Origin of the sequence: Streptomyces albireticuli, assembly GCF_002192455.1 — a bacterium.
GTDB lineage: Bacteria > Actinomycetota > Actinomycetes > Streptomycetales > Streptomycetaceae > Streptomyces > Streptomyces albireticuli_B.
Genome location: NZ_CP021744.1, coordinates 3405285 through 3423546, shown reverse-complemented (window position 1 = coordinate 3423546; position 18262 = coordinate 3405285). Strand labels below are relative to the sequence as shown.

Below are 18262 nucleotides of genomic sequence, written 5' to 3'. Positions count from 1 at the left end.
TCAGATCACGCGAGGAGGTCGTCTACTTGTGCTTCCCCTTCACGGTACCTGCGGGCGATCTCCGCACTGCAATCGTCCGCCGTCCGCTGGAGGGTCTGGCGGCGCACCGAGACCTGCCGCTCGTACGCGCCGAGGCGCCGCATCCCGTCGTGCAGCTCGTGGTCGGTACGGGCGCCGAGGTCCGACAGCTCCACCTCGGACAGGGTGTCCTCGGCCAGCCGCCGGTACTCCTCGCTGTGCGGCGTCCCGAGCGTCACATGACGGGCGGACGAGCGCTGGGGGGACGGGTCGTCGGCGAGGATCTCCGACAGCCGCTCGACCACCAGCCGGGACATCACCGGCGCGTCCGGTGAGGCCCGCCGTGCCAGCTCGGCCCGCAGGATGTCGATCCGGCCCTGGAGCAACCGCCGCACATAGCTCAGGTCCGCCTCGTCCCGCTGGGCCTCCCTGCGCAGCGCGCGGAGCTCCGTGAGGCGCAGCTCGCCCAGCCCGCGCCCGGGAACGTCCGCCAGCCGGCCGGAGCGCTGACTCGGCGGCCGGGGGTGCAGGCCGTCGGCTGCCTTGAGCATGGGGCCGTCCTCAATGGGTGTGGTCATGCTTTTTCCGATCCCCTCGGGCGGTGGGCGTCCCGGGTCACGTTGCCCGCATAAAGCACCGCCTGCACGCATCGTGCCACTCTGTGAGGCACGGGCGCAGGGTCTCGGCACCCGAACGGCCCTGGATGGACGCAGGGCATCATGGTCCGTATGCGTGCAGTGGTGCAGAGGGTGGACGGGGCGGCCGTCGTCGTCGACGGCGAGACGGTAGGCGAGATCATCGGACAAGGGCTCTGCGTCCTTGTCGGAGTGACGCATGAGGACAGTCCGGAGAAGGCCGCGCAGCTCGCCCGGAAGCTGTGGTCCGTACGGATTCTTGAGGACGAGAAGTCCTGTTCGGATGTGGGGGCGCCGCTGCTGGTGATCTCCCAGTTCACTCTCTACGGTGACGCCCGTAAGGGGCGTCGGCCCACGTGGAACGCGGCGGCGCCCGGCCCGGTGGCGGAGCCGTTGGTCGACGCGGTCGTCTCCGAGCTGCGGGCGCTCGGGGCGCAGGTCGAGACGGGCCGGTTCGGCGCCGACATGAAGGTGTCGCTGACGAACAACGGCCCGTTCACGGTGCTGATCGAGGTCTGATCCCCGGGGGGACCGGGCCCGAGGGCGCGGCAGCAGAGCGCCGCGCCCCGGACACACCGGCTACGGCTCGACCACGACCTCCTGCGAGGCCGCCGTACCCTCGCCCACGCGCAGCGGCGCGTCCAGCGGGACGTTCCGCTTGACCAGGGCCAGGGCGACCGGGCCCAGCTCGTAATGACGGGCGGACGTCGTGACGAAGCCCAGCTGGCGGCCCTCCGGGCCGTCCGAGGCCAGGCGGACCGGGGCGCCGTGGCCCGGCAGGGTCACCTCGCTGCCGTCCAGGTGCAGGAAGACCAGGCGGCGCGGCGGCTTCCCCAGGTTGTGGACGCGGGCGACGGTCTCCTGGCCGCGGTAGCAGCCCTTCTGGAGGTGGACGGCCGTGCCGAGCCAGCCCAGCTCGTGCGGGATCGTGCGGTGGTCGGTCTCCCGGCCCACCCGCGGCCGGTGCGCCTCGACGCGCAGCGCCTCGTAGGCCAGGACGCCCGCCGCCGGGCCGTGCGCGGCGGCGAAGTCCGCCAGCCCGGCGCGCGGCAGGAACAGGTCGCGGCCGTGCGGCGTCTCGCGCACCGTCACCCCGTCCGGCACCTCGGCGATCGAGCCCGCCGGCAGGTGCACCACGGCGAGGTCGGCCGTCCGGTCGGCGACCTCCACCTGGTAGAAGAACTTCATGCTCTCCAGGTAGGCGATCAGGTCGCCCTCGGTGCCGGGCTCGACGTGCGCCCAGGTGGTGGCGCCGTCGTCCACCAGGTACAGCGCGTGCTCGATGTGGCCGTTGGCCGAGAGGATCAGCGCTTCCGTGGCCTGTCCGGGCGGCAGCGCGCTCACGTGCTGGGTGATGAGCAGGTGCAGCCAGCTCAGCCGGTCGGGGCCGGTGACGGTGACCACCCCGCGGTGCGAGAGGTCGACGAAACCGGACCCGCCGGCGAGGGCGCGCTGCTCGCGGAAGAGGTCGCCGTAGTGCGCGGCGACACCTTCGTCCGGGGCCTCGGCGGCGACGGCGCCGGGCAGCGACAGCAGCGGGCTGGCTTTCGATTGACGCAGCATACGGACAAGCCTACGACTCGGCCGCGGCCGCCTTCGCGGAGCAGTCCGCACACCTGCCGAAGATCGCGAAGTGCTTCATGTCCGTGTCGAAGCCGAAGGTCTCGCGCAGCCGCTCGGTGAACGGGCCGGCCACCGCCAGGTCCGCCTCGATCACGCCCGTGCAGTCCCGGCAGACGAGGTGTATGTGGTGGTGCCGGTCGGCGAGGTGGTAGGTCGGGGCGCCGTGCCCGAGGTGGGCGTGGCTGACCAGGCCCAGTTCCTCCAGGAGCTCCAGGGTCCGGTAGACCGTGGAGATGTTGACCCCGCCCGCGGTCCGGCGGACCTCGGTGAGGATGTCGTCCGGCGTCGCGTGCTCCAGCCGGTCCACCGCCTCCAGGACCAGCTGGCGCTGCGGGGTCAGCCGGTATCCGCGCTTACGGAGATTGCTCTGCCAGTCGCTGTCGACCACGTCCCCAGTCTAGGCAGCGTCACTGCTCGCGTACCCCCTTCAGATACGCGGCGAGGGCGGCGATCGCGGCCGGGTTGCGAGGGCTCTCGACGAGGTCGACGTAGTCGAGGACGAAGATCCGGTCGTTCTTGACCGCGGAGACGCCGGCCAGCGGCGCGTACGACTTCAGGAAGTCCTTCTTCTGCTGGGCGGTGACGTCACCATAGTTGTTGATGACGATGACGTCGGGGTCGCGCTCGACGACGGTCTCCCAGCTGACCGAGGTCCAGGAGTCCTTGAGGTCCTTCATCACGTGGTCGCCGCCGGCCTTGGTGATGATGTCGTGCGGCCCGGCGAAGGCGCCCGAGGTCAGCGGCTTGTCGCGGCCGTCGTCGTAGAGGAAGACGGTGGGCTTCCTGCCGTCCGGGATCCGCGCCTGGGCGTCCGCGACCTGCTTCTTGAAGCCGGTGACGAGCTTCTTCGCCCGGTCCTCGACGTCGAAGACCTTCCCCAGCGTCTCCAGGTCGGTGTAGAGCGCCTCCAGCGGCGGCATCACCCCGCGGGACGTGGAATTGCCGTTGTTGCGGCAGGACTCGGTGAGGACGTACGAGCCGATGCCCAGCTTCTTCAGGCCGGCGGGGGTGAAGTTGTTGCCCTCGCCGAAGCCGTAGTTCCAGCCGGCGAAGACCAGGTCGGCCTTGGCGTCCAGGACGATCTCCTTGGTGATCTCCTTCTTGGACAGCCACTTCACCTTCTTGTAGCCGTCCTTCCACGCCACGGACTCGCGGTCGCCCTTGTAGTCCGGCGCCACGTAGCCCGCCATGTGGTCCTCCAGGCCCAGCGCGAACATGATCTCGGCGATGCCGACGTCGTTGGTCACCACCCGCCGCGGCGCCTTGTCGAACGTCGTCCTCACCCCGCAGTTCTCGATGGTCACGGGGTAGTGCCCCGAGGCCTTCGCGCCCTTGGCGGCGTCGTCCTTCTTGTCGGTCTCCGAGACCTCGGCCCCGCACCCGGCGAGGGCCAGGGCGGTCAGGAGGGCGAGGGCGGTACGGGCGGCGCGGGCGGCGGCCATGGCGGGGTCCTTAGGAGGCGGGGAGGCGGTCGAACAGCAGGTGCGGGGCACCGGACTCGGGGTGCGGCACGCGGAGCGCGCGTACGCCGAAGACGTCGGCGAGCAGCTCGGTGGTCAGGACGGCGTCCGGCGGGCCGGACGCCACGATGCGGCCGCCCGCGATGACGTACAGGGCGTCGCAGTGGGTGGCGGCCAGGTTGAGGTCGTGCAGCGCGGCGAGGACGGTCAGGCCGGCGGCGCGCACCAGCGAGAGGACCTCCAGCTGCTGGGCGATGTCCAGGTGGTTGGTGGGCTCGTCGAGGACGAGCACCTTCGGCTGCTGGGCCAGCGCGCGAGCGATCAGCACGCGCTGCTTCTCGCCGCCCGACAGGGTGGGGAAGCTCCGGTCGGCGAGGTGCGCGCCGCCGACCCGGCCCAGGGCCGCCGCGCAGATCTCCTTGTCGCGGTCCGTGACCCGGCCGGCGGCGCTCTGGTGCGGCAGCCGGCCCATGGCGACGACCTCGGCGGCGGTGAAGTCGAACTCGCTCGTCGACTCCTGGGGGAGCGCGGCCAGCCTGCGGGCGCCCTCCCGGGCGCCGAGCGCGTGCAGGTCGTCGCCGTCCAGGCGGACGGTGCCGGCGGCCGGCCGCAGGGCGCGGTAGACGCAGCGCAGCAAGGTCGACTTGCCGCTGCCGTTGGGTCCGACCAGGCCGACGAACTGCCCGCTGCCCGCCCGGAGCGCGATGTCCTCCACCAGCCGGGCGCCCGCGATCTCGACCGCGAGTCCCTCGATGTCCACCCGCACGCTCACGCACCTCCGAAGACGTAGCCCCGGCGGCGCATCAGCAGCACGAAGCACGGCACGCCGATGAGGGCCGTGATGACCCCGACGGGCAGTTCGACGGGGGCCAGCAGCAGCCGGGAGACGATGTCGACCCAGACCAGCAGCACCGCGCCCAGCAGCGGTGCCACGGCCAGCACCCGGCGGTGGTCGGCGCCGACGAGCATGCGGGTGACGTGCGGGACCATCAGGCCGACGAAGCCGATCGCCCCGCTGACGGCGACGACGGCGCCGGTGACGGCGGCGGCGACCACGAAGAGCCTGCGGCGCAGCCGGTCGGCGTCGACGCCGAGCGCCGCGGCCGTCTCGTCGCCCATGGCCAGCGCGTTGAGCCCGCGCGCCGTCCACAGCAGATAGCCGAGCCCGGCCAGCACGGCACCGGCGGCGATCGGCACGGACGACCAGGTGGCGCCGCCGAGGCTGCCGAGCAGCCACATCATGGCCGAACGGGCGGACTCGCCGCGCTCGGCGCTGAAGACCATCAGGGTGGTGATCGCGGAGAAGCCGTAGTACATGGCGGATCCGGTCAGCACCAGCCGCAGCGGGGTCAGGCCGTGCGGGGTGCGGGCCGCCAGATAGACGAGCAGCATGGCGGCGAGCGCCGAGGCGAAGGCGGCGCCGGACAGCGCCCAGACGCCCAGCGAGCCCAGCGCGCCGAACAGCAGCACGGCGTTGGCGCCGACGGCGGCGCCGGAGGAGATGCCGAGGACGAAGGGGTCGGCGAGCGCGTTGCGGACCATGGCCTGCACGGCCACGCCGATCGCGGAGAGCCCCGCGCCGACGACGGCGGCCAGCAGGGCGCGTGGGAAGCGCAGCTCCCAGATGATGGTGTAGGCGGAGACCTCGTCCGGCGCGATGCTCCCGCCGGTCAGCCCCGCCCGCAGGAAGCGCAGGGTCTCGCCCCAGGTCACCCCGGCGGCGCCGAGGCCCACCCCGCAGACGAGCGAGACGAACAGCGCCGCGGCCAGCACACCGACCAGCGGCGGCACCGGCAGCCGTCTGGGCGGCGGCGGCCCGCCGGTGGACCGGGGGACGGTGACCTGCTCGGGTATCGCCACGGGCGGTACGCCTTCGCCTCGGGCCGCGGCTCCGCTGCGTACGTACGGGCGTACGTACCGAGGAACGGCCCGGGGCTCGTACGTGCCCGGGTGATCCCCTCGCAGTCCACGGCGAGTTGTGCGGGGAGCGCACGCCGCCGTGGGTGATCGGGCTCGCGGCACGGGTGTGCCGCCTACCGTTGCGGGTCAGCGCCGGATTTCGACCGGACTTCCCCCACGGGGCGCGGTGAGAGCGGTGCTCTCGGGTGGTGCGGTCGTGCGGAGGCCGCGCGACGTCAGGCGTTGGGGTTGTACGGCGTGCCGTCCTGGTTGAAGAAGGCCACGCCGTCGGGCATGTCCTCCGGCAGGTTCTTCGCCCACTCCTCCAGGGAGGCCTGGTCGGCGACCTTCTTCAGGTGCGCCGACATGTAGGGGCGCAGCGGCACCTCGGGGGTGGCCTTCTCGCCGACCCACATCAGGTCGCCCTTGACGTAGCCGTACAGGCGCTTGCCGCCGGTGTACGGGCCGGACGCCTCGGTGCGGGCGACGGCGTCGGTCGCCAGGTCGATCTGCGGCTTCTGGTCGGCCAGCTCGCCGTACCAGACCTCGGCGACGCCCTGGTCGCGGACCATGACGATCTCGACCTTGCGGTCCTTGTCGATCCGCCAGTAGCCGCTCTCGCTCTCCAGCGGACGGCCCATCTTGCCGTCGGCGTCGAGCACCCAGCTGTGCGACGTGTACTCCAGGAAGTCACGGCCGTCGTGGCTGAAGACGACCTCCTGGCCGAAGTTGCACTTCTCGGCACCCGGGAAGTCGGCGACGCCCGCGCCCTCCCACTTGCCGAGGAGGAAGACCAGGGGGACGAGGTCCGGGTGGAGGTCGGACGGAATCTCGATCATTGGGTGCTCAGACGATCTGTGGGAGGACGGACAACGACGGGGGTCAGCGCTGGCCCTGGTACAGCTTCTTCCAGGTCAGCCCGGCGAACGCGAGAACGCCGACGACGACCAGGACCAGCAGGGAGGTGAAGACTGCCTCAAGCACGAGCGCGCTCCTCGGTCGGAGTGAGGGTGTACGGACCGCTGCCGAGTCTAGTCGGACGTGTCCGGAGTGGCGCTGTGAGGTCGATCGTCCTGGGCCGCGCCCCGCCCGGGCCCCTACAGTGATCGCATGGCGTACAAGAAGCTCGTGATCAAGGTGACGGCCGGGGCGGACGCGCCCGAGCGGTGTTCGCAGGCGTTCACGGTGGCCGCGGTGGCCGTGGCGAGCGGTGTCGAGGTGTCGCTGTGGCTGACCGGTGAGTCGTCCTGGTTCGCGCTGCCGGGGCGGGCCGCGGAGTTCGAGCTGCCGCACGCGGCGCCGCTGCCCGAGCTGATCGAGGGGATCCGGGTCGGCGGCGGGATGATCACGGTGTGCACGCAGTGCGCGGCGCGCCGGGACATCGAGGAGAAGGACCTGATCGAGGGCGCGCGGATCGCCGGCGCGCAGGTGTTCGTCAGCGAGATCATGGCGGACGGCGTGCAGGCGCTCGTCTACTGATCTTTTACGGATACCGGGCCCGCCCGCTTCCGGCGGGCCGTGACGGCTACTGGTCGTGGGACTCGGGCCGGCGCTTGCCGTCCAGTTCGTCCCACCACTCGTCCGACTTCGGGTCGCCCGAGGGGTCGTCCCACCAGCGGTCGTCCGGGCCTCTGCGGTTGGCCATGATCGCCGCCACGGGCGGGATCACCATGGCCACCAGGCACATCGCCACGGCGGCGGGCACCGACCACAGCCGCACGACGGCCCAGGCCAGGACGAACAGGCCGATGCAGCTGCCCATCATGGCGAAGTACAGATGGCGACGCCGGGCGTACATGCCTCCACGGTACGACCGGGGGACCACGGCGCGAAGGGCCGCACCCCCATCAAGGCGTCCAACCCCTGGGTGCGGCCCTCCGGCCCGTAGTGACCGTCCCGCCGCCTCGGGGGCGGCGGGACGGCGGATTTCGGCGGCGGTGCCGGGCGGGACCCCGGCTGCCGTGTCAGACGGCGATGGCGACCTCGGCCAGGCCGCCCTTCTCCGCGACGACCGTGCGGTCGGCGGTGCCGCCGGGCACGAGCGCCCGCAGCGTCCACCGGCCCTCGGCGGCGTAGAAGCGGAACTGCCCGGTCGCGGAGGTGGGCACCTCGGCGGTGAACTCGCCCTGCGCGTCCAGCAGGCGGACGTAGCCGGTGACGGGCTCGCCGTCGCGGGTCACGGAGCCCTGGATGGTCGTCTCACCGGGCTTGGCGGCCTGGGCGTCGGGGCCGCCGGCCTTTGCTCCACACATAAGTGATCCTTCGGAAGTCGGGCGGGGAGGGGGAGGAGGCGTCAGCCGTCGGCGCCGAGCTCGATCGGCACGCCGACGAGCGAGCCGTACTCGGTCCACGAGCCGTCGTAGTTGCGGACGTTCTGCTGGCCGAGCAGCTCGTGCAGGACGAACCAGGTGTGCGCGGAGCGCTCACCGATGCGGCAGTAGGCGATGGTGTCCTTGGCCAGGTCCACGCCGGCCGCCTCGTAGAGCGACTTCAGCTCGTCGTCCGACTTGAAGGTGCCGTCGTCGTTGGCCGACTTGGACCAGGGGATGTTGCGGGCGCTCGGCACGTGGCCGGGGCGCTGCGACTGCTCCTGGGGGAGGTGCGCCGGGGCGAGCAGCTTGCCGCTGAACTCGTCGGGGGAGCGGACGTCGACGAGGTTGAGCGAGCCGATGGCGGCGAGGACGTCGTCGCGGAAGGCGCGGATCGAGCTGTCCTGGGCCTTCGCCTGGTACGTGGTGGCCGCGCGCTGCGGGACCTCGGCGACGAGGTCGCGGGAGTCCAGCTCCCACTTCTTGCGGCCGCCGTCGAGCAGCTTGACGTCCTGGTGCCCGTAGAGCTTGAAGTACCAGTAGGCATACGCCGCGAACCAGTTGTTGTTGCCGCCGTAGAGGACGACCGTGTCGTCGTTGGCGATGCCCTTCGCGGAGAGGAGCTTCTCGAAGCCCTCCTGGTCGACGAAGTCACGGCGCACCGGGTCCTGGAGGTCGGACTTCCAGTCGATCCGGACGGCGGTCTTGATGTGGTTCTTGTCGTAGGCCGAGGTGTCCTCGTCGACCTCGACGATGACGGTCTTCGGGTCGGCGGCGTCGATGCGGGCCTGTACCCAGTCGGCGTCCACCAGGACGTCACTGCGGCTCATGCTGTTCTCCTCCGGGGCGAGATGGGGGCGCCCCCATGCCCGTTCAGGGCTATGGGGGAGGATGTGCGCGGGCGCGTGAGAGGGGCGCGGCGCCGCGCAGCGGGTGGTGTGGGAGGGGCCTCGGCGGCGGGGCCGAGGCGAAGGAGCGCGGGGCTTTCACCGAAGGGGACCGGCGGGCCGGCGGGAAGCGGCGGCACCGACGGGACCGGCGGGATCCGGTGGGCCGACGTGAAGGCGTCCGTCCACCGGGGGCGAGCGCCCCGGTCAGACACGGCGACAGAGCATGGCGGCGACGCGGCACAGGTCGACTGCCCGCCGCTTCGTGAGGTCCGCCTGTCGCTTCATGCGTCCGATCGTAGGGACGGACGCACGCGCGTGTCACCGGCATGTCGGATAGTGAGACAGGATCTTCCGGATCGTGGGACGCGTGCGCCCTGAAAGGAGGTCGGGGAGGCGGATTCCGGCCAACCGGAGGGCAAGTGGTCTGTCGTACGGACGTACCCGTCTCGCCGAGTGGACGGGCCGGGTCCCGCCGGGCCTCAGCCCGCCAGGTTCACCTTGCTGCCGGCCAGGGTGATGTCGATGCCGTCCGGGGTCGTGACGACCTTGTCCAGCGTGATGCCCTTGGGCAGGCCGTTCAGCTGCCGGTCGATGTCGATCTTCTGGCGGACGGCCTCCTCCAGGCCCGGGATGCCCTCCGCCGGGACCTCGTCGGCCCGCACCCGGACGGTGTTGCCGCCCCGCACGCTCACGGTGGAGTTCACACTGCGCTCGACGGTCTGACCCATCACCATGACCTTGCCGGTCACCTTCACCTGGCTCTTGCCCGCCGCGTCCGTACCGCCGTAGCCGATGGTCACGCCGGGGTCGGCGGCGGCCTTGGTGAGGTCGGCGTAGGAGATGTGGGCGGTGCCCGAGGCCCGGTCGGCGACGGCGGAGCTGAAGCTGCTGTCGATCCGCACGTCGTGCAGGGTGGCGTCGAAGCCCGAGACCCTTATCGACTCACGGCCGGTGCTCGCCGTGACCGCGTCGTCCAGCTTCACCTCGACCTCGTCGAGGCTGGAGCCGGCTATCTGGGTCAGGAACGGAAAGCCCTTGATCGAGACCTCCGGGGTGCCCGAGAGCCCCTGGCTGCTGCGGATCTTCTCGGCCGCCTGGTCCTCCGCGAAGTACACGGCGATCCGGTCGGCGGCGACGAAGAGCGCCCCCAGCACCACCAGGACGATCAGGGTTGTCCGTATCGCGCGCATCGAAATCTCTCGCTCCCCCGGGTCTGGGTCAGGCCCCTGCTAGTGCAGTGAGCCTAACCGGACCCGGGGGAAGAACGACGAGAGCGTGATCGGACGAGCCGGGGCGGGGCCCTACGTGAGCGCGCGGCCGATCACATAGACCGCCGGGGCCGCCGCGGCCAGCGGGAGCGCGACGCCCGCCGTCATGTGCACGAAGCGGGACGGGTAGTCGTAGCTCGCGACCCGCAGGCCGACCAGCGCGCAGACGCCCGCCGCCAGGGCGAGCAGCGCCGCCGAGGCGCCCACGCCCGTCAGCTGACCCGTGGCCACGCCGGAACCCGCCGCCGCGATCAGCGCGACGACCGGGGAGGCCATCGACGGCAGCGGCAGCGCGCGCGCCAGCGCCGCCACCGCGACACCCGCCGCGCCCACCACGACCGCGTCCGGGGCCGAGGCCAGGTGCCCGGCAGCGACGACCGTGACGGCCGTCGAGGCGGCCGCCGCCGTGAGCCCGTAGAGGCGCTCGTCGGCGCCCGCGTGACTGCGCAGCTGAAGCACGACCACCAGCAGGAGCCACACGCCGAGGGTGCCGATGAGCACCGTCGGCGCCTGGTCGGCGTCCGTGGCCAGCAGTCCGATGTCCGCCGCCACGCCGCTCAGGAACGCCAGCGCGATGCCCTGCCGCGCCGGCCACATGCCGTTGAGCCGGAACCAGCCCGCCGCGGTCACCGCCTGGAGCAGCACCACCGGCACCGCCAGCGCGAGCTCGCCCAGCGGCGCGGCCACCGCGAGCAGGGCGGCGAGCGCCGACGTCAGCAGCGCGGGCTTGAGGCCCGGCGACAGGATCTGCGGGCGGCCCTCGGCCTTCGCCTTCTCGGCGGCGGTCAGCGGCCGCTCCGGGGCGGCCGCCGGGTCGCCGGCCTCCGGGCCGGAGTCCTCGGCGGTCTGGGCGGGCAGCCGGTGCCCGCCGGTCCCGGCCGCCCAGTCCTGGCCGGCCTGACCGGCCTGCCCGGCGAGGCCGTGCTGTCCGCCCTGCCCGCCGTCCGTCCGCTGCCGGCCCGAGGCGTGGGCGTAGGAGCTGTCGAAGGAGTCGCCGCGCGAGGCGCCGTGCGCGCCGTGGGACCCGCCGTGCGGAACGCCGTGCGCGCCGCCGCCGTCCGGGCCGCCCCGCGGGCCGTCGTAGGCGCCGTCGTAGGCCGCGGCCGGGTAGCCCTGGCCGCCGCCGGTCGCGTACGGGCCGAGGCCGTCCGCCCGGCCCGTGTCGTCGGCCCGGTGGCCGCCGCGCCCGCCCGGCGTGGCCCGGGTGTCCGGGACCTCTTCCGGCAGCGCGCCGCCGTGCCACGGCGGGGTGCCGTAGCCGGTCCCGGTCCCGGCCCCGGTCCCGTTCCCGGTGGCCGGCGCGGGCGCCGGGGCGGCCGCTTCGGCGGGCCGCTGCCAGGTCTGGGTGTCCCAGGTCTGCGTCTGCCAGGTCTGCGTCACCGGCTCCTGCTGCGCCGCGTAGTCCTGCCCGGCGCCGCCCTGGGTCGTCGGCCAGGAGGCCGGGCCCTGGGGCTGCTGGGCGTGCGGCTGCGGCTGGTGCGGTGCGTGCTGCTGCCCGTGCGCCTGCCCGAGCCCCTGGCCGTTCCCGTTTCCGTACGGGTCGTACGCCTGCTGCTGCGGCGCCTGGGGCTGCTCGCCGTACGGGTTGTACGCGTCGTAGCCGGACGGGGCACGCGGCGGCTCGTACTGCTGGTGCTGCTGTTGCCGGCCCTGCTGGTCGTAGCCCTCTCCGCCCTGCCGGCGGTAGGGGTCGTACGGCTCACGCGGCTCGTACGTGTTGTGCGGCTGATCACTCATGGTGCCGGGGTCACCCTCCTGCGAAGGGCGGGAGCACCTCGACGGTGCCGCCCTCGGCCAGTTGGACCGTCGTGTGGTCGCGCGTGCCGACCGGGTCGCCGTCCACGAGGAAGGAGCAGCGCAGCAGCACCCGGGCGAACTCGGGCCGCTCCGCGTGCCGCCGCCGGGCCGCGTCGAGCGCCTCGGCCAGCGTGTGCGCCGCGTAGCCCTCCTCGGCCGTGCCCGCCGCGGCCTTCGCCGCGGCCCAGTACCGGATCGTGCCCGCCGGTCCGGGCTGCCTCGGCAGCTCTCCCGGCAGGGCCGGTTTCACCGGATGTGCCGGTTGTGTCGTCGCCACGGCGACCCCTTTCCTTCATCTGCGCCTCCCATGATGACGGGTGCCGGGCGGCCCACAGCCGTCACGGGCGAAAACCTGAGGCCGCGTGGCGGGCCGCTCTCTTAGGCTGCGTGGTGTGTTGGTACGACTAATGCGGGCGTATTTGAGGCCCCACTCCAAACCGATTGCGATGGTCGTGCTGCTCCAGCTCGTCCAGACGCTGGCCACCCTCTATCTCCCGACCCTCAACGCGGACATCATCGACAACGGTGTCGTGAAGGGGGACACGGGCTACATCCTCGGCCTCGGCGGCTGGATGCTCGGCGTCACCGTCGTCCAGATCGTCTGCGCGATCGGGGCGGTGTACTACAGCGCCCGCACGGCCATGGCGCTCGGCCGCGACCTGCGGGCCGCGGTCTTCGACCGCGTGCAGTCCTTCTCCGCGCGCGAGGTGGGGCACTTCGGCGCACCGTCGCTGATCACTCGTACCACCAATGACGTGCAGCAGGTCCAGATGCTGGTCCTGATGGCGTTCACGCTGATGGTCTCCGCCCCGATCATGTGCGTCGGCGGCATCGTGATGGCCCTCAACCAGGACGTGCCGCTCTCCGCGCTGCTCCTCGCCATCGTCCCCGTCCTCGGCGCCGTCGTCTCCCTGATCATCTGGCGGATGCGACCGCTGTTCCGCGGCGTCCAGGAGCGCATCGACACCGTGAACCGGGTGCTGCGCGAGCAGATCACCGGCATCCGCGTGATCCGCGCCTTCGTCCGCGACACCCATGAGCGCAAGCGCTTCCAGGGCGCCAACACCGAGCTCATGGACGTGTCGCTGCGGGCCGGCCGGCTGATGTCGATGATGTTCCCGTCGGTGATGCTCGTCGTGAACCTCTCGTCGATCGCCGTCCTCTGGTTCGGCGGCCACCGCATCGAGAGCGGCGACATGGAGATCGGCGCGCTCACGGCCTTCCTCAACTACCTGATGCAGATCCTGATGGCGGTGATGATGGCCACCTTCATGTTCATGATGGTGCCGCGCGCCGAGGTCTGCGCCGAGCGCGTCCAGGAGGTCCTGGCCACCGACTCCAGCGTCGTACCGCCCACCGAGCCGGTCACCCGGCTGCGCCGTGCGGGCCACCTGGAGCTGTCCGGTGTGGAGTTCCGCTACCCCGGCGCCGAGGAGCCCGTCCTCAAGGACATCTCGCTCGTCGCCCGCCCCGGCGAGATCACCGCCGTCATCGGCTCCACCGGCAGCGGCAAGTCGACGCTGCTCGGCCTGGTGCCCCGGCTCTTCGACGCCACCGCAGGCACGGTCCTCGTCGACGGCGTGGACGTACGCGACCTCGACCCGGCGCTGATGTCCGAGACGGTCGGTTTCGTCCCGCAGAAGCCTTATCTCTTCTCCGGCACCGTCGCCTCCAACCTCCGCTACGGCAAGCCCGACGCGACCGACGAGGAGCTGTGGCACGCGCTGGAGACCGCGCAGGCCCGCGAGTTCGTCGAGAGCATGGAGCTGGGCCTGGAGGCGCCGATCGCGCAGGGCGGCTCCAACGTCTCGGGCGGCCAGCGCCAGCGGCTGGCCATCGCCCGCACGCTGGTGCGGCGCCCGGAGGTCTACCTCTTCGACGACTCCTTCTCCGCGCTCGACTACGCCACGGACGCGCGGCTGCGCGCCGCCCTGTCCCGCGAGACCGGCGACGCGACGGTCGTGATCGTCGCCCAGCGGGTGTCGACCATCCGCGACGCCCACCGGATCGTCGTCCTCGACGAGGGCCGCGTCGTGGGCACCGGCACCCACGACGAACTGATGGCGTCGAACGAGACCTACCGGGAGATCGTGCTCTCCCAGCTCACCGAGGAGGAGGCGGCGTGACGACCCCGCAGAAACCCGCGGACGCCGGTTCCGGCCAGGGCGCGGGCGGGGGCGCCGGTTCCGAAGGCGCCCCCGCCGCCGGCGGCCCGGCCCGCAGAGGCCCCGCCCCCGCGACGGGCATCGCCCGCTTCATGGGCGGCCAGCCCACCGAGCGGTCCATGGACTTCGCCGGCTCCGGCAAGCGGCTCCTCGGCACGCTCCGCCCCGAGCGCGCCCTGATCACCGTCGCCCTGCTGCTGACCCTGGCGAGCGTCGCGCTCTCCGTCATCGGCCCCAAGATCCTCGGCCATGCCACCGACCTGATCTTCTCGGGCGTCGTCGGCAAGCAGTTCGACGAGGGCGGCAGCAAGGCCGAGACCATCGAGCGGATCCGGCGGAGCGGCGACGGCAAGGTCGCCGACCTGCTCTCCTCGGTGGACTTCACCCCCGGCCGGGGCATCGACTTCGACGCCGTCGGCCAGGTGCTGCTGTGGGTCCTGCTGATCTACGTCGGCGCGTCCCTCTTCGGCTTCGTCCAGGCCCGCATCGCCACCGTCGTCGTGCAGCGCGCCGTCTTCCGGCTGCGCGAGCAGGTCGAGGAGAAGCTGGGCCGGCTGCCGCTGAGCTACTTCGACAAGCAGCAGCGCGGCGAGGTCCTCTCCCGCGCCACGAACGACATCGACAACATCGCCCAGACCTTCCAGCAGACCATGAGCCAGATCGTCACCTCGCTGCTGACGATCGTGGGCGTGCTGGCCGTGATGTTCTGGATCTCCTGGCTGCTGGCCCTGGTCGCGCTGGTGACCGTGCCGGTCTCCGTGATCGTCGCCACGAAGATCGGCAAGCGGGCGCAGCCGCAGTTCGTCGCCCAGTGGAAGACCACGGGCACGCTGAACGCCCACATCGAGGAGATGTACACGGGCCACGCGCTGGTGAAGGTCTTCGGCCGCCAGAAGGAGTCCGCGGAGATCTTCCGCAAGGAGAACGACGACCTCTACGAGGCCGGGTTCAAGGCGCAGTTCATCTCCGGCGTCATCCAGCCCGCGATGATGTTCATCGGCAACCTCAACTACGTGCTGGTCGCCGTGGTGGGCGGCCTGCGCGTGGCGAGCGGCGCGCTGTCCATCGGTGACGTCCAGGCCTTCGTGCAGTACTCCCGCCAGTTCAGCCAGCCGCTCACGCAGGTGGCCTCCATGGCCAACCTCGTGCAGTCCGGCGTCGCCTCCGCCGAGCGGGTCTTCGAGCTCCTCGACGCGGAGGAGCAGTCGCCCGACACGACGGCCGCCATGATGCCGGAGCGGGTGCGCGGCGAGGTCGCCTTCGAGGACGTCTCCTTCCGCTACGAGGCGGACAAGCCGCTCATCGACGACCTGTCGCTCACGGTCCGGCCGGGCCAGACGGTCGCCATCGTCGGCCCCACGGGCGCCGGCAAGACCACCCTGGTGAACCTGCTGATGCGGTTCTACGAGGTGAACGGCGGCCGCATCACGCTGGACGGCGTGGATGTCGCCCGGATGTCCCGCGAGGAGCTGCGCTCCCACATCGGCATGGTCCTCCAGGACACCTGGCTGTTCGGCGGGACGATCGCCGAGAACATCGCCTACGGCGCCGAGGGCGCCCCCATGGAGAAGATCGTCGAGGCGGCGAGGGCCACGCACGTGGACCGCTTCGTGCGGACCCTGCCGGACGGCTACGACACCGTCATCGACGAGGAGGGCTCCAACGTCAGCGTCGGCGAGAAGCAGCTGATCACCATCGCGCGGGCGTTCCTCGCCGAGCCGTCGATCCTCGTCCTGGACGAGGCCACCAGCTCGGTCGACACCCGCACCGAGGTGCTCATCCAGCACGCCATGGCCGAGCTCCGCACGGGCCGCACGAGCTTCGTCATCGCCCACCGCCTGTCCACGATCCGCGACGCGGACGTGATCCTGGTGATGGAGTCGGGCCGCATCGTGGAACAGGGCACGCACGACTCCCTGCTGGCGGCGGAGGGCGCGTACGCCCGGCTGTACGCGGCCCAGTTCGCGGAGGCGGTGGTGGAGGGTAAGGGGGGCGGGGGCCCCTGCCCCGGGCCTCAAGCTGCCCGAGCCTGGGGCCCGGGGGCTCGCCCCGGGCTCGGCTCCTCAAGCTGCCCGAGCTGTCTCTCCCGGCTACCGGGGTATCGCCGGCGGGCTGATTTTCAGCCCGGCCGGCGATTGAGGCCACCGCGCGTCAGCGCGGAAGGGGGCCCGGGGGCTTGCCCCCGCCGCGCGGCGGAAGCCGCACATCGGATGCGGCGGGAAGGGGCGGGGTGGGGGAAAGACTCCCCGCCACCCACGCACCGATCCGCCCCAGCAACGCACCGCTCGCCGCGGACTCCGCATGCCCGAACCCCCGCTCGATCCACAGCGACGCCCCCGGCCCCGCCGCCGCGGCCAGCGCCCGCGGATGATCCAACGGAAAATACGTGTCCCGGTCCCCGTGCACGATCAGCACCCGCCGCGGCGCGATCAACGGCACCGCCTCCGTGGGCGACAGCGGCACCGGGTCCCAGTCCTCCGCCCGCACCCGCGTCCGCAGCACGCACCGGGCCAGGAGCCGGCCCGACGGCCGTGAGATCGCCCAGTGCAGCCGCCGCATCGGCGCCGTGCCCCGGTAGTACCAGCGGGCCGGAGCGCTGACGGACACGACCGTGTCGGCGTGTGCGTCGATGCGCCCCCCGTGCTCCTTGTCCCGTCCCCGCGTCGGCGCGTCCGCGCCCGCCGGAGCGGGCGGGTGGAGGGCGCCGTGCCGCAGCACCACGGACCCGCCCATCGAGAAGCCGACCGTGGCCACCCGCTCGTGCCCCAGGGAGCGCGCCCACCCCACCGCGGCGGCGAGGTCGAGCACCTCCAGGTCGCCCAGCGTGGACCGCCCGCCGGAGCCGCCGTGGCCCCGGAAGGAGAACGTGATCACGCCCGCGTACTGGGCGAACGCCCGCGCGGCGCGCCGTACGGCCGGACGGTCCAGCGAGCCCGTGAAGCCGTGCGCGACCACGATCGCGGGCGGCGTCCCGGCCCCCGTGCCCGGCCCGCGGTACGGCTCGTATTCCGCCTCGATCCGGACCTCGTCCGCTGTCAAGAGGGCGAGCCGATGACCACTCGAAGTGATCGACGAAACACAAGGTCGTGCAAAATCGTCCGTACCTCCGAAAGTCATGTGGGCTATTCTGCTGGGCAGAGAGGATCCGGGCAGAGTAGCCCCCGGGTCCTTTTGTGCATTCGGACACGCACGTGCGCGTCTGAGCGCACGCGTGCTCCTAGGGCGCGCAGCCCTAACCGTACGAAGCAGAGCCGCATACTCCCCCGGGCCGGGGCCCGGGTGGTGCCCCCTTCGCAGGGACCGAGGAGGAACCGACGTCATGGGCGAGCGACGCGCGCAGATCCGCCAGAACGGCACGACGACCGAGGCGGGTGGCAGCCGATGAGCTCCCTGCTGCTCCTGACCAACGCCCTCCAGCCGTCCACAGAGGTGCTTCCCGCCCTCGGCCTGCTGCTGCACAGCGTGCGGGTGGCCCCCGCCGAGGGCCCGGCCCTCGTGGACACCCCCGGGGCCGACGTCATACTGATCGACGGCCGCCGTGACCTGCCGCACGTCCGAAGCCTCTGCCAGCTGCTGCGCTCCACCGGGCCCGGCTGCCCGCTGATCCTGGTGGTCACCGAGGGCGGCCTGGCCGCCGTCACCGCCGACTGGGGCGTGGACGACGTCCTGCTGGACACGGCGGGCCCGGCCGAGGTCGAGGCCCGGCTCCGGCTGGCCATGGGCCGCCAGCAGATCTCCGTGGACGACAGCCCGATGGAGATCCGCACGGGCGACCTGTCCGTCGATGAGGCGACGTACAGCGCCAAGCTCAAGGGCCGGATACTGGATCTGACGTTCAAGGAGTTCGAGCTCCTGAAGTATCTGGCGCAGCACCCCGGCCGGGTCTTCACCCGCGCCCAGCTGCTCCAGGAGGTCTGGGGTTACGACTACTTCGGCGGCACCCGTACGGTCGACGTCCATGTGCGCCGGCTGCGCGCGAAGCTCGGCCCCGAGCACGAGTCGCTGATCGGCACCGTCCGGAATGTCGGCTACCGCTTCGTGGTGCCGGAGAAGCCGGAGAAGGCCGAGCGCGCCGAGGACGGCAAGGCTTCCGGCGGTGCCGCCAAGGAGTCCGCGCCCGCCACCCGGACGGCGGAGCCGGAGGCCTCGGAATCCGGGGCCGCTCGCCCGGCCAAACGCTAGGTGGACCCGCGTAGAC

19 protein-coding genes, 1 pseudogene and 1 riboswitch are annotated in these 18262 nt (G+C 72.2%); of the genes and pseudogenes, 5 read left to right on the top strand and 15 right to left on the bottom strand.

Annotated features, from left to right (window positions below):
• Nucleotides 1-5 precede the first annotated feature (5 nt).
• Complete coding sequence (locus SMD11_RS14460; RefSeq protein ID WP_234366037.1) at nt 6-596, bottom strand: AmfC protein; 591 nt, start codon at nt 594-596, stop codon at nt 6-8.
• Nucleotides 597-746: 150 nt separating this feature from the next.
• Between SMD11_RS14460 and dtd the strand changes: the two genes are divergently transcribed.
• A complete protein-coding gene (gene dtd / locus SMD11_RS14455; RefSeq protein ID WP_087930502.1) occupies nt 747-1172 on the top strand; it encodes a D-aminoacyl-tRNA deacylase in 426 nt (141 codons plus the stop codon).
• 60 nt (nt 1173-1232) lie between these two features.
• On the opposite strand, the gene SMD11_RS14450 is transcribed toward dtd, so the two are convergent.
• From SMD11_RS14450 to SMD11_RS14425, 6 genes are all read right to left on the bottom strand, one after another.
• Nucleotides 1233-2216, bottom strand: a complete 984-nt coding sequence (locus SMD11_RS14450) for a YgfZ/GcvT domain-containing protein (RefSeq protein WP_087926861.1) — start codon at nt 2214-2216, stop codon at nt 1233-1235.
• Between the two features lie 10 nt (nt 2217-2226).
• Nucleotides 2227-2664 carry a Fur family transcriptional regulator gene (locus tag SMD11_RS14445; protein WP_087926860.1) on the bottom strand — a complete coding sequence of 146 codons (438 nt, stop codon included), beginning with the start codon at nt 2662-2664 and terminating at the stop codon, nt 2227-2229.
• Nucleotides 2665-2683: 19 nt separating this feature from the next.
• On the bottom strand, nt 2684-3718 hold the full coding sequence (locus SMD11_RS14440) for an ABC transporter substrate-binding protein (protein ID WP_087926859.1): 1035 nt from the start codon (nt 3716-3718) through the stop codon (nt 2684-2686).
• Between the two features lie 10 nt (nt 3719-3728).
• Complete coding sequence (locus SMD11_RS14435; protein ID WP_087926858.1) at nt 3729-4502, bottom strand: ABC transporter ATP-binding protein; 774 nt, start codon at nt 4500-4502, stop codon at nt 3729-3731.
• A gap of 2 nt (nt 4503-4504) precedes the next feature.
• Nucleotides 4505-5596 carry a FecCD family ABC transporter permease gene (locus SMD11_RS14430; protein WP_087926857.1) on the bottom strand — a complete coding sequence of 364 codons (1092 nt, stop codon included), beginning with the start codon at nt 5594-5596 and terminating at the stop codon, nt 4505-4507.
• Nucleotides 5597-5737: 141 nt separating this feature from the next.
• A riboswitch (cobalamin riboswitch) is annotated at nt 5738-5811 on the bottom strand.
• 60 nt (nt 5812-5871) lie between these two features.
• The gene (locus tag SMD11_RS14425) at nt 5872-6474 is read right to left on the bottom strand and encodes an FABP family protein (RefSeq protein ID WP_087926856.1); all 603 of its coding nucleotides are present in this window, start codon (nt 6472-6474) and stop codon (nt 5872-5874) included.
• A gap of 271 nt (nt 6475-6745) precedes the next feature.
• Between SMD11_RS14425 and SMD11_RS14420 the strand changes: the two genes are divergently transcribed.
• Nucleotides 6746-7114: a DsrE family protein gene (locus SMD11_RS14420; RefSeq protein ID WP_087926855.1), complete on the top strand. Its 369-nt coding sequence runs from the start codon at nt 6746-6748 to the stop codon at nt 7112-7114.
• Between the two features lie 46 nt (nt 7115-7160).
• On the opposite strand, the gene SMD11_RS14415 is transcribed toward SMD11_RS14420, so the two are convergent.
• From SMD11_RS14415 to SMD11_RS14390, 7 genes are all read right to left on the bottom strand, one after another.
• Nucleotides 7161-7433 carry a DUF3099 domain-containing protein gene (locus tag SMD11_RS14415; RefSeq protein ID WP_087926854.1) on the bottom strand — a complete coding sequence of 91 codons (273 nt, stop codon included), beginning with the start codon at nt 7431-7433 and terminating at the stop codon, nt 7161-7163.
• 166 nt (nt 7434-7599) lie between these two features.
• On the bottom strand, nt 7600-7887 hold the full coding sequence (locus tag SMD11_RS14410; protein ID WP_087926853.1) for a DUF1416 domain-containing protein: 288 nt from the start codon (nt 7885-7887) through the stop codon (nt 7600-7602).
• A 41-nt stretch (nt 7888-7928) separates the two neighbouring features.
• Complete coding sequence (locus tag SMD11_RS14405; RefSeq protein WP_087926852.1) at nt 7929-8774, bottom strand: sulfurtransferase; 846 nt, start codon at nt 8772-8774, stop codon at nt 7929-7931.
• A 264-nt stretch (nt 8775-9038) separates the two neighbouring features.
• Nucleotides 9039-9119, bottom strand: a complete 81-nt coding sequence (locus tag SMD11_RS37320) for a putative leader peptide (RefSeq protein ID WP_356454418.1) — start codon at nt 9117-9119, stop codon at nt 9039-9041.
• Between the two features lie 194 nt (nt 9120-9313).
• Complete coding sequence (locus SMD11_RS14400; protein ID WP_087926851.1) at nt 9314-10024, bottom strand: DUF2993 domain-containing protein; 711 nt, start codon at nt 10022-10024, stop codon at nt 9314-9316.
• Nucleotides 10025-10135: 111 nt separating this feature from the next.
• Nucleotides 10136-11839 (bottom strand): hypothetical protein, encoded by a 1704-nt coding sequence (locus SMD11_RS36395; protein ID WP_324614735.1) that lies wholly within the window; start codon nt 11837-11839, stop codon nt 10136-10138.
• A 10-nt stretch (nt 11840-11849) separates the two neighbouring features.
• On the bottom strand, nt 11850-12125 hold the full coding sequence (locus SMD11_RS14390; protein ID WP_087930501.1) for a MoaD/ThiS family protein: 276 nt from the start codon (nt 12123-12125) through the stop codon (nt 11850-11852).
• A gap of 166 nt (nt 12126-12291) precedes the next feature.
• Between SMD11_RS14390 and SMD11_RS14385 the strand changes: the two genes are divergently transcribed.
• Nucleotides 12292-14025: an ABC transporter ATP-binding protein gene (locus SMD11_RS14385; protein WP_087926850.1), complete on the top strand. Its 1734-nt coding sequence runs from the start codon at nt 12292-12294 to the stop codon at nt 14023-14025.
• A 131-nt stretch (nt 14026-14156) separates the two neighbouring features.
• Nucleotides 14157-16046 (top strand): annotated as a pseudogene (locus SMD11_RS14380) (ABC transporter ATP-binding protein); the annotation flags it as partial.
• A 169-nt stretch (nt 16047-16215) separates the two neighbouring features.
• Here SMD11_RS14380 and SMD11_RS14375 read toward each other — a convergent pair.
• Complete coding sequence (locus SMD11_RS14375) at nt 16216-17181, bottom strand: alpha/beta fold hydrolase (protein ID WP_087926849.1); 966 nt, start codon at nt 17179-17181, stop codon at nt 16216-16218.
• A gap of 264 nt (nt 17182-17445) precedes the next feature.
• Between SMD11_RS14375 and SMD11_RS14370 the strand changes: the two genes are divergently transcribed.
• A complete protein-coding gene (locus SMD11_RS14370) occupies nt 17446-18246 on the top strand; it encodes a response regulator transcription factor (RefSeq protein WP_087926848.1) in 801 nt (266 codons plus the stop codon).
• The last annotated feature ends 16 nt before the right edge of the window (nt 18247-18262 follow it).

Coding starts and splice junctions, on each gene's coding strand:
- SMD11_RS14440 (WP_087926859.1), bottom strand. CDS start 3,718: ATGGCCGCCGCCCGCGCCGCCCGTACCGCCCTCGCCCTCCTGACCGCC.
- SMD11_RS37320 (WP_356454418.1), bottom strand. CDS start 9,119: ATGAAGCGACAGGCGGACCTCACGAAGCGGCGGGCAGTCGACCTGTGC.
- SMD11_RS14450 (WP_087926861.1), bottom strand. CDS start 2,216: ATGCTGCGTCAATCGAAAGCCAGCCCGCTGCTGTCGCTGCCCGGCGCC.
- SMD11_RS14410 (WP_087926853.1), bottom strand. CDS start 7,887: ATGTGTGGAGCAAAGGCCGGCGGCCCCGACGCCCAGGCCGCCAAGCCC.
- SMD11_RS14460 (WP_234366037.1), bottom strand. CDS start 596: ATGACCACACCCATTGAGGACGGCCCCATGCTCAAGGCAGCCGACGGC.
- SMD11_RS14405 (WP_087926852.1), bottom strand. CDS start 8,774: ATGAGCCGCAGTGACGTCCTGGTGGACGCCGACTGGGTACAGGCCCGC.
- SMD11_RS14425 (WP_087926856.1), bottom strand. CDS start 6,474: ATGATCGAGATTCCGTCCGACCTCCACCCGGACCTCGTCCCCCTGGTC.
- SMD11_RS14375 (WP_087926849.1), bottom strand. CDS start 17,181: ATGACTTTCGGAGGTACGGACGATTTTGCACGACCTTGTGTTTCGTCG.
- dtd (WP_087930502.1), top strand. CDS start 747: ATGCGTGCAGTGGTGCAGAGGGTGGACGGGGCGGCCGTCGTCGTCGAC.
- SMD11_RS14400 (WP_087926851.1), bottom strand. CDS start 10,024: ATGCGCGCGATACGGACAACCCTGATCGTCCTGGTGGTGCTGGGGGCG.
- SMD11_RS14420 (WP_087926855.1), top strand. CDS start 6,746: ATGGCGTACAAGAAGCTCGTGATCAAGGTGACGGCCGGGGCGGACGCG.
- SMD11_RS14370 (WP_087926848.1), top strand. CDS start 17,446: ATGAGCTCCCTGCTGCTCCTGACCAACGCCCTCCAGCCGTCCACAGAG.
- SMD11_RS36395 (WP_324614735.1), bottom strand. CDS start 11,839: ATGAGTGATCAGCCGCACAACACGTACGAGCCGCGTGAGCCGTACGAC.
- SMD11_RS14415 (WP_087926854.1), bottom strand. CDS start 7,433: ATGTACGCCCGGCGTCGCCATCTGTACTTCGCCATGATGGGCAGCTGC.